The 9,444-nt window shown below is 59.5% G+C and carries 8 protein-coding genes; 4 read left to right on the top strand and 4 right to left on the bottom strand.

Annotated elements, in window-relative coordinates; all coding sequences use genetic code 11:
• The 4 genes from DWV16_RS19700 to DWV16_RS17970 all read right to left on the bottom strand — a co-directional run.
• The coding region (locus DWV16_RS19700; protein ID WP_243007366.1) for an ATP-binding cassette domain-containing protein at positions 1–398 on the bottom strand (398 nt) is incomplete at its 3' end.
• A 10-nt stretch (positions 399–408) separates the two neighbouring features.
• Entirely contained in the window at positions 409–1,338 is a 930-nt protein-coding gene (locus tag DWV16_RS17980) for an ABC transporter substrate-binding protein (RefSeq protein ID WP_118480813.1), read from the bottom strand.
• Positions 1,339–1,352: 14 nt separating this feature from the next.
• On the bottom strand, positions 1,353–2,225 hold the full coding sequence (locus tag DWV16_RS17975) for a 4-hydroxybenzoate octaprenyltransferase (RefSeq protein WP_118480811.1): 873 nt from the start codon (positions 2,223–2,225) through the stop codon (positions 1,353–1,355).
• A 25-nt stretch (positions 2,226–2,250) separates the two neighbouring features.
• The gene (locus DWV16_RS17970) at positions 2,251–3,948 is read right to left on the bottom strand and encodes a menaquinone biosynthesis decarboxylase (protein WP_118480809.1); all 1,698 of its coding nucleotides are present in this window, start codon (positions 3,946–3,948) and stop codon (positions 2,251–2,253) included.
• A gap of 159 nt (positions 3,949–4,107) precedes the next feature.
• Here DWV16_RS17970 and DWV16_RS17965 point away from each other — a divergent pair, with 159 nt between their 5' ends.
• Genes DWV16_RS17965 through DWV16_RS17950 form a run of 4 tightly spaced genes read left to right on the top strand, consistent with a single transcriptional unit; the run spans position 4,108 to position 9,336 of the window.
• Positions 4,108–6,078, top strand: coding sequence for an NAD(P)/FAD-dependent oxidoreductase (locus DWV16_RS17965; RefSeq protein WP_370219448.1), 1,971 nt, complete (start codon positions 4,108–4,110; stop codon positions 6,076–6,078).
• Positions 6,071–7,081: a polyprenyl synthetase family protein gene (locus DWV16_RS17960; protein ID WP_066452552.1), complete on the top strand. Its 1,011-nt coding sequence runs from the start codon at positions 6,071–6,073 to the stop codon at positions 7,079–7,081. Before DWV16_RS17965 ends, DWV16_RS17960 begins: the two co-directional genes overlap by 8 nt.
• A gap of 34 nt (positions 7,082–7,115) precedes the next feature.
• Entirely contained in the window at positions 7,116–8,216 is a 1,101-nt protein-coding gene (locus DWV16_RS17955) for a hypothetical protein (protein ID WP_066452550.1), read from the top strand.
• 58 nt (positions 8,217–8,274) lie between these two features.
• The gene (locus DWV16_RS17950; protein ID WP_066452549.1) at positions 8,275–9,336 is read left to right on the top strand and encodes an FAD:protein FMN transferase; all 1,062 of its coding nucleotides are present in this window, start codon (positions 8,275–8,277) and stop codon (positions 9,334–9,336) included.
• Positions 9,337–9,444 lie beyond the last annotated feature (108 nt).

The raw sequence follows: 9,444 nt of genomic DNA, 5'->3' as shown, positions 1-9,444 counted from the left end.
GCCTGTCCGCCGCTCAATCCCCGCGGATACCGGCCAAGGAGCGGCAGCAGGCCAAGCCGTGCGCAGAGTTTTTGTAGCGCGGTTTCATCCGTATTTCCGCGCAAATCCGAACAGAATCGGATATTTTCCCGGACGGTTTTCCAGGGGAGCAGGCCGTAATGCTGTGGGATAAGCCCGATGGATACTTTTTCGGGTGTGAGCGGCTTTCCAGAGAAGGAAACCGAACCTGCCTGCGGTGCCATTGTCCCGCCAAGCAGGTTTAGGAGCGTTGTTTTGCCGCAGCCGGACGGCCCTAAAACCGCCAGTACGCCGCCGGAGGACAGGCTGAACGAAAGCCCGTCGATGACCGGTGCTTTCGCGCGGGGATAGCCCACCCGCAGATTTTCCACTGTAAGCATGGCGCGCTGCCTAGGAAAGCCTGCCAAGCAGGCTTTTGGGGGTGAGGGTCGCATCGCAGAGCCCTTTTCGGGAAGCCCATGCGATTGCGGCGGCCAGGTCCCTCTCGCTGGGCGGGGCGTTTTTGCGAAAAACCGGCAATTCAATGCCGCCCGCGAGCTCCTCCGGGAAGCCCGCGCTTTCAATCACCACCGATTCAAATTCCGATACCGGCGTTTCGTTGATATAATCCACCGCTTCGTCATAGGCGCTGTACAACTTTTTAATCAGATCCGCTTTTTCTCTGATCGCGTCCCGCGTGAAGGCCGAAACCGCCGGATAGAGGCCGGCCGCGTTCGCACTGCCGAGCAGCGCGGCGCCGTCCCGCTTTGCGATGGTGGCGAAGGGCTCAGGAAGCAGGCAGAGCTCCACGCCGCCGGCGCGCAGCATTTCAAGCCGGTCGGGGATGCGCGGGACGAGCTCCTTGCGCAGATAATCAGGCGTATAGCCCTCCTGTGTGAGGATCGTGTCGAGCGCATATTCGATCAGGGTGTTTTCCGAGATGGCGATCCGCCCTCCTGCGGCGCCGGCAAGCGAAGTGATCCCGGTGCCTGGTCCGGCAAGCAGCAGGTAGTCGCCGTCGGTCATGCCGGTGATCTTCACGTCCAGTCCGGCGTTCTGGTAGATGCATATGCCTACAAAGTCGGTGAAAACCCCGTCAAGCTCGCCCGCCTGCAGCGCCGCGTCGCGGTCTTTCGCGGAGGAAAAAATCTGCATCTCCAAATTTACGCCATGCTTCTCATCGAGCTTCTGGTTTTTCATAACCGCGAGCGGGATGACGTCCGAGGAATACATGACCCCGACGCGCAGCGCGCCGGCTTCCTCCTGCTTGCCGCAGGAGAAGAGAGAGAAGGCCGAGAGCCCCGTGAGCAGCAGGGCGAGGGAAACGCGCAAAAACCGCATGGGAAAGGCTCCTTTCAAAGATAGATGTCGAGCACGCCGAACAAGAGCAGCGTGAGGCTGGTGAGCTGACTGACGCTGTAGGATGCAAAGGTCACGTTTTCGAGCCGTCCTGGCGAAACAAGCCGGTGCTGCACCGCCATGAGCCCGGCGATCACCAGGAGCCCCGTACCGTAAAGCGGGCCCATCAGCGGGGAAATAAGGCCGAAGGCGGCAAGACAGCCGAGCGCAGCTACATGGAAACCGGTGCTGATGCGAAGCCCACTTTTGATCCCGAAGCGCACCGGAATCGAGTGTAATCCGTTCGCTTTGTCAAAATCGTAGTCCTGCGAGCCGTAAATGATGTCGAATCCGGCGGTCCACAAGCAGTTTGCTGCTCCGAGCAGCAGCGGCGGCAGAGAAAACCGGCCGGTCACCGCGAGCCACGCGCCCACCGGCGCGCAGGCGCAGGTCACGCCGAGCACCAGATGACACAGCCAGGTGAACCGCTTTGTGTAGGAATAGATGAACATGAGGAAAAGCGCGGCGGGCGACAGGACAAGGCAGAGGGGGTTCAGCATATAGGCGCCAAGAACCATCCCCGCGAAACAGAGAAGCGTAAAAATTACCGTCTCCGCCACCGAGATTTCGCCGCGTGGGATCTGGCGGTTCGCGGTACGGGGATTCTTTGCGTCGATCTTCGCGTCCACCGCACGGTTCAAGGCGTTCGCGCCGGTGCGCGCGCCGAGAAAGGCGGCGGCTGCCCAAAAGACGACCCGCGGCCGCGGCCTACCGTCTGACGCGGCAAGCAGAGCCACCAGCCCGAACGACAGGGAGAACACCGTGTGGCCAAACATCACGAGCTTACCGTAATCATGGAGCTTTCGGATCAGTTTTTTAATCGGATTCATCGTTTCGCCTTCCGTTCAAAGAGATTCAAAGCCCGTATTCTTCCCAGCGCCGGTCGACCTGCTCACGGATATCAGGGGACATCATGATGTCCTGCGGCCACGGGCGGGTGAGCCCTTCTGACGGCAGTTTGGTGGTTGCGTCGAGCGCCGCGCGTCCGTTTTCGACCGTGAGGTCACGGGCCGCGTCGATGTTATTAAATACGCGCCAGAGCACTTCCTGACGGTTGCAAAGATTCACCGTGTCATCGACCGCGACCGCGAGCTTTACATCCGGGCTGCTTCGCAGGAAGGCTTCGGCGGCGCGCTTCCCATCCCCTGCGGCGGATTTTTGTACCGGCAGAAAATGAAGCTTACCGGTGCGGATGCGTGCGCCCGGCTTGCGCGCCGCATCCACGCCGAGCCGGGCGCCGTAGAGCGCTTGGTCCGAACTGTGGTCAAGCGCGTCGAGCGGGCCCATTGAAATGACCAGGTCCTTTTCAAAATCGGTATTTTGCAGGATGGCTGAAACGACCGCATCGTAGCTGCTCGGGTCGACCCCGGCATCCACCGCGACGATGAGCTTGGTACAGCGCATCTGTCCCATTCCCCAAATTGCGTTCATCACGGTGCGCGCCGCGCCGGGAAAATCATTTTTCACCGATACGACCGCGCAGTTGTGGAAAACGCCCGGGAACGGCAGGCTCAGATCCGCGAGCTGCGGTATTGAGATCCGCAGGATGGGCAGGAAAATCCGTTCGGTGGCTTTGGCCAGGTAACAGTCCTCCATCGGAGGACGGCCCACGACCGTAGCGGGGTAGATGGGATTTCTTTGCCGGGTGATGCAGGTCACATGAAAGCGCGGGTACCAGTCCGCGAGCGAATAGTAACCGGTGTGATCCCCAAACGGCCCTTCCCGGACCGGCGCCTCTTCGGTGTCTACATAGCCTTCGAGCACGAACTGCGCGTCACACGGGACCCAGAGCCCGTTTGTCACGCAGCGGGTGAGCGTAACCGGACGCTTTTGCAGAAAGCCCGCAAGCATCAGCTCGTCAAGCTTCGGCGGCAGCGGGGCGGTCGCCGCGTAGGAAACGGCCGGTCCGCAGCCGAGCGCCACCGAAACCGGCATCCTGCCGCCATGGGCCCGCCACGCCTCATAGATAGCGGAGCCGTCCTTGTGTTTCTGCCAGTGTATGGCGGTGGTGTTTTTACTGAGCACCTGCATGCGGTACATGCCGATGTTCTGTACCTTTGCGTCCGGGTATTTGGTGAAGACGAGCGGCAGGGTGAGGAATCGCCCGCCGTCGAGCGGCCAACACTGCAGTACCGGCAGGGCGGAAAGGTCGGGGCTGCGTTCGACCACCTGCTGACAGGCCGCGTTTCCCAAGGGTACGCGCAGCGGAAAACAGCAGGTGAGGCGCAAAAGCTTTGGCAAAAAGGATAAAACGCCGCCGATTGAGGTATAATGCGAAAAGTCGAGATAGGCAGAAAGGCCGTCCGCGATTTCATCAAGCGATTCGGCGCCGAGCGAAAGGGCCATACGCCGATCGCTGCCCACCGCATTGATAAAAACCGGATAGCGGGAGCCCTCCACGTTTTCGAAGAGGAGCGCCCTGCCATGGGTCTTGCTGACCCGGTCGGCAATCTCGGTAATTTCCAGAATAGGCGAAACCGGCGCTTTAATACGGGAAAGCTCGCCGAGCGCTTCGAGTTTCTGCAGGAAGGCGCGCAGATCTTTGCCTGACAAGGGGAAGCCTCCTTTTGTGAGGGATGTTTGAAAAAGAAACAGTGGATTTTTGGTCGCGGTTTTGAATCGGTGGCGTCCCGTGGTGAATACTAAAGGAAGGGTCCAATGTGGCTTCGCCGGTCAGCCGGCCCGGCAGCCGATCGTTAGGAGATGAAAGCATTGAAAAATATTGTCATTGTCGGCGCAGGTTATGCAGGTGTCCTCACGGCAAAAAAACTGGCGAAACGCCTGAAAAAACAGGAGGACGTGCAAATTACGATTATCGATAAAAATCCGTTCCATACCATGTATACCGAGCTGCACGAAGTAGCAGCGCACCGCGTGGACGAGGTCAGCATTAAAATCAGCCTGGAACGGATATTCGCGGGACGGAATGTGCGCGTCGTGCTCGATTCGGTCCTGTCGATCGATTTTGAGAACAGAGTGCTCGCAGGCAAGGCCGGCGCTTATCCATACGATTATCTGGTTCTCGCGACCGGCTCAAAGCCAGCCTTTTTCGGCGTGCCGGGTGCGGAAGAGATCTCCTACACCCTGTGGTCCTACGACGACGCGGTGGTCCTGCACGAGCATTTGCTGCGTGTTTTCCGCTGCGCCGCGCGCGAGGCCGATCCGGCCGAACGCCGCAGGCTGCTGACCTTCTATGTGGTCGGCGCGGGCTTCACCGGTGTGGAGATGGCGGGGGAGCTCGCGGAACTGGCGCCGCTGCTCTGTGAAAAATTTGAAATTGACGCTGGCGAAGTCTCGATGTTTGAGGTTGACGTGCTCGATCGCATCGTTCCCATCCTGCCGGAGAAACTCTCGGATAAGGTCGCGCGCAGGCTTGCCAAGATGGGCGTGCGGGTGCGGCTCGAAACCGGCGTGGCGGGCATTGGCAAAGATTACATCGAGCTCAAAGGCGAGGACGGCCGAGTGGAACGTTTTCCGGCCGGCACGGTCATCTGGACAGCTGGGATCGAGTCGAGCGATATTGTCTCAGAGGCGGCTGAAGCGCTGCAGACCGCCCGGCGCGGCAGGGTTGTCACCGATAAATACCTGCGCGCTGCCGGTCACGCGGATGTGTTTGTCGCGGGAGACAATATTATGTATGTCCCAAAGGGCGAACAAAATCCGGTTCCGCAGATGGTTGAAAACTGCGAACAGAGCGCTGAACTCATTGCCCACAACCTGGTTTCGCTTGTGACCGGGCGGGGGGAACTGCGGGAATACAATCCCAAGTTCCACGGCGTGATGGTGTCGGTTGGCGGACGCTACGGTGTGGCGCAGGTCGGCACCCCGAACCACATGTTCAGCCTGCCGTCCTTTTTGGCGATGTTCGTCAAACATTTCATCAACGTTGTCTATTTTGTGCAGGTGCTCGGCTGGAACAAGGTGTTCAGCTACCTGAAGCACGAATTTTTCACCATCCGCGACTGCCGCAGCTTTCTGGGCGGGCACTTTTCCAACCGCACGCCGAGCTTTTTGCTCGTGCCGCTGCGGGTCTGGCTTGGGGCTTGCTGGGTGTTTGAAGGGGCCATGAAGATCGTGGAGGGCTGGATGTACACCCCAATGCTGACCGGATTTTTCGGCGGCGCGAACCAGTTTTTCAACCAGATCCTTTCCGCGGCGGGCGCGCGAAACGCCGTCGCGGTGGTGGATGCGGTGGCGAGCGCGACAGCCGCCGCAGGGGAAGCGGTTTTGACCGGCGTGGCAGTGTTCAGCTACCGCATCCTTGGTTTTCTCGATGTGACGCTTGTGAGCGCGTCCGACCTCACACATGCGACGATCTCGGATTATGCCTTTAAGATCGACTTCCCGCTGGTAAACTGGTTTGTCAATCACGTGATCCTCTCAAGCGATGGGATGCAGGTGTTTATGCAGATTTGTGTTGTGGCGGCAGAAATTTTGATCGGCCTCGCGCTGATCGGAGGACTCTTCACCTTCCTGACATCCGGCGCTTCGCTGGTGCTGCAGGTGATGTTCGTCATGACCACCGGGCTTTACCTGAATACCTTTTGGATGGTTTTTGCGGCAATCGCAGTGCTCATCGGCGGCGGACGGACGATCGGCCTTGACTACTATGTGATGCCCTGGCTCAAGAAACGCTGGAAGAATGTCCGGTTTGTAAGAAAGTGGTATCTCTACAATGATTGAAAACGCAGGCATCAGAAATCTCGCCCGGGGCGAACCATTCCCGGGATTTGACGAAGCGCTGGGGTCGGCCGGTGCGCGGGTCGGCCGCGCGCTGACCACAGCGCCGGGGCTCATTAAGAATTATACCGGATATCTGGCTGAGGCGCGGGGAAAGATGATCCGCGCGGCAAGCCTGCTTGCCTGCGCGCAGGCTCCGGACGGGACAGTCCCCGCCGATGCAGTGTGCTTTGCGGTGTCGGTGGAGCTTTTGCACCTGGCGACACTGGTGCATGACGACGTGATCGACGACGCCAGTCTGCGGCGCGGCGTTCCCACCATGCAGCGCAAGTTCGGCCGCCGGACGGCTGTCATCTGCGGGGATTATCTGTTGAGCCTCGCGCTGCGCGCGGCGGCCGCGGCAAACGACCGGGAAACATACCTGCGCCTGCGGCTGCCGGATTTCGCGGGGCGGGTCTGTCTGGGGGAACTGCAGCAGCAGATGAACAACTACAATTTTGATTTGACCGTCTGGCGTTATCTCAAAATCATCCGCGGCAAGACCGCGGCGCTTTTTGAGGCGGCTTACCACGGCGGCGCGATCCTCTGCACACAGGATGAAACGCTCCTTCGCCGTTATGAACGGCTTGGACGCAGCGTGGGGATGATCTTCCAGCTGACCGACGACTGCGCCGATTTTGAATCGGATGAGGCAGCTGCAAAGAAAACGGTCCAGTCGGACTACGAGCAGGGGGTTGTCACGCTGCCGCTTATCAAAGCGCTTGAAACGGACGCGGACTTTAAACTCCGCGCCCGCCAAGGCGGGCTTTCCCGCGATGCGCTCAACAAAACGGTGCGCGCCTGCGGTGGGCTTGACGATACGCGGCGGCTTTCAAAACGGTATTATGAGCGCGCCATAAAGCTGGTTGCACAGCTGGGCGTACCGGAAGAAAAGGAAGCCCGATTGACGGGAATTCTTGACAGAGCTTACCATGGACCCACAAAGCAGCCGGAGCAGAACGGCTGAACCTGCTTCGCAAAGCTGAAAGGAGAAATCGATCATGAAAAGGTTATTGGCGGCTGTTTTGAGCCTTGTGCTGGCGACGCCCATGCTGGCGGGCTGCGCATCAAATCTCCCGAAAGGATATTCGCCGTTTGCCTCTGCGCCTCCGGAAAGCGCATCATCCACCGCGCCGGAAGCTGTCCCCGAACAGAGGCCAGAGACGCCTCCCTCCGGAAAAGGCCTCGCGACTGGCCTGGCCATACTCAATTCAGTGGCGAAATCAAAAGACGCTGGCGAGGAGGACGGGCTGGCTGAGGCGGACACAAACATCGTGGCGGTGCTTGTGGACGCACAGGGGCGGATCGTCGACTGTAAGATTGACGCAGTGCAGGCAAAGATCCCGTTTTCGAAGGAGGGAAAGCTGCTGGCGGATACGGCGGCCATGTTCCGGACCAAGCAGGAACTGGGCGGCGAATACGGCATGAAGAAAGCTTCGGGCATCGGCAAGGAGTGGTACGAACAGGCGAACGCCCTGGCGGCCTATGTGACCGGGAAGACGGTTGAGGAGATCAAGGGCATTGCCCTGACCGAAACGACCGCGCCGGCGGACGCGGAACTCGCGGCCACGGTGACCATCTCGATCGGAGACTGGATCGCCTCGATTGAGAAGGCGGTTGCGAACGCGAAACCGCTCGGTGCAAAAGCCGGCGACAAGCTTGGCATGGGGACCGTGACGAATATGTCAAAATCAAAGGACGCGGGGGCCGAGGATGGCCTCGCACAGGTGGATTCAATCTATGCGGCGGCGTCGTTCGGCACGGACGGCCGTGTCACAAGCTGTATTCTGGATGGCTCCCAGTCGAGCGTGCGCTTCGATAAAACCGGAAAGATCACGACCGGTCTGGACATCGCGCCGCAGACCAAAAACGAGCTGAAGGAAGCCTATGGGATGAAACAGGCTTCCGGTATTGGACTCGAATGGTATCAGCAGGCGGAAAATTACGCGCGGTATGCACTGGGCAAGACGGCCGATGAACTGTCCGGCATTGCGGTGAACGACAGCGGTTCGCCCCAGGACGCGGAACTTGCCGCATCGGTCACGATCAGCGTCGGGGACTTTAACCTGGCGCTGGGCAAGGCGGCGGACAGCGCCAGATGACAAAAATGCGAAAGGACGGGACGTATGGGACCCGTCCCGTCTTTTTTCGAGGTGCCGTATGGGACAGAGACGATGGATAGTGGGCTTTGCGGCTTTTTGCCTGGCTGTATCGCAGGGCGGATGCGGCGGCCGGACCGAAGCGGCAAGGCTCCCGCGCTATGAGGCCACCTTCCTCTCCTTGTTCGACACGGTGACCACCATCGTCGGATACGGCGGCAGCAAAGAAACATTCACCGCCAATGCGCAGCTAATCCACGACGAGCTGGAAGCCTACCATCAACTTTATGATATCTACCATACGTATGACGGCGTAGCAAACCTCAAAACGATAAACGACCTGGCTGGGATTGCGCCGGTTAGGGTGGATCGGCGGATCATTGATCTGCTTTTGGAGGCCAAGGAGCTATATGTCCGCACCGGCGGAGAGATGAACGTCGCGTTTGGAAGCGTGCTTTCGATCTGGCATGAGTTCCGCATCCGAGGGATTGACGACCCGGAACATGCGACGCTTCCGGCGATGGAAGCGCTGCGCGCCGCCGCACAGCATACCGATATCGAAAAAATAGAGATTGACCAAACGGCATCGACCGTATTTCTTGCCGATCCGGAGATGCGCCTTGATGTGGGTGCGATCGCAAAAGGCTACGCGGTGGAGCGGGTCTGCCGCGGCGCGCGGGAACAGGGAATCAAAAACCTTCTGGTCAGTGTGGGCGGCAATGTCTGCGCGGTCGGCGGGATGGACGGTTTTGGCGCGCCGTGGCGAGTCGGCGTGCAGAATCCCGATCATCAGAGCGGGCGGAAATATCTCTGCCGGGTTGGCCTGCGCGACCGGTCGCTTGTCACAAGCGGCGGCAGCCAGCGTTATTATACGGTGGACGGCGTGCAGTACCATCACATCATCGATCCAAAGACGCTGATGCCCGCCCGGTATTTTTGGGCGGTCAGCGTGATCGCAAAGGACTCAGGGACTGCGGATGCGCTTTCAACCGCGCTCTACAACCTGCCGTACACGCAGGGACATAGCCTGGCCGAACGCTTCCCGGACATCGAGGCGCTGTGGGTGATGCCGGATGGAACACAGAAGATGACGGACGGATTTGACGATTTTATTTTAAAATAACGGGGAACTGGTGAAAAGGAAAACCGGCTGCGGACGCGGCCGGTTTTTTGTTGTAGAGAAACCACCGGCTGTGCCGGTGGTAGAGAAAAAGCTTTAGCGAGGGGCGAG

Source organism: Anaerotruncus sp. AF02-27 (assembly GCF_003465835.1).
Lineage (GTDB): Bacteria > Bacillota > Clostridia > Oscillospirales > Ruminococcaceae > Anaerotruncus > Anaerotruncus rubiinfantis.
The sequence above is the reverse complement of the archived record's forward strand: the minus strand, read 5'-3'. Positions and strand labels throughout refer to the sequence as shown.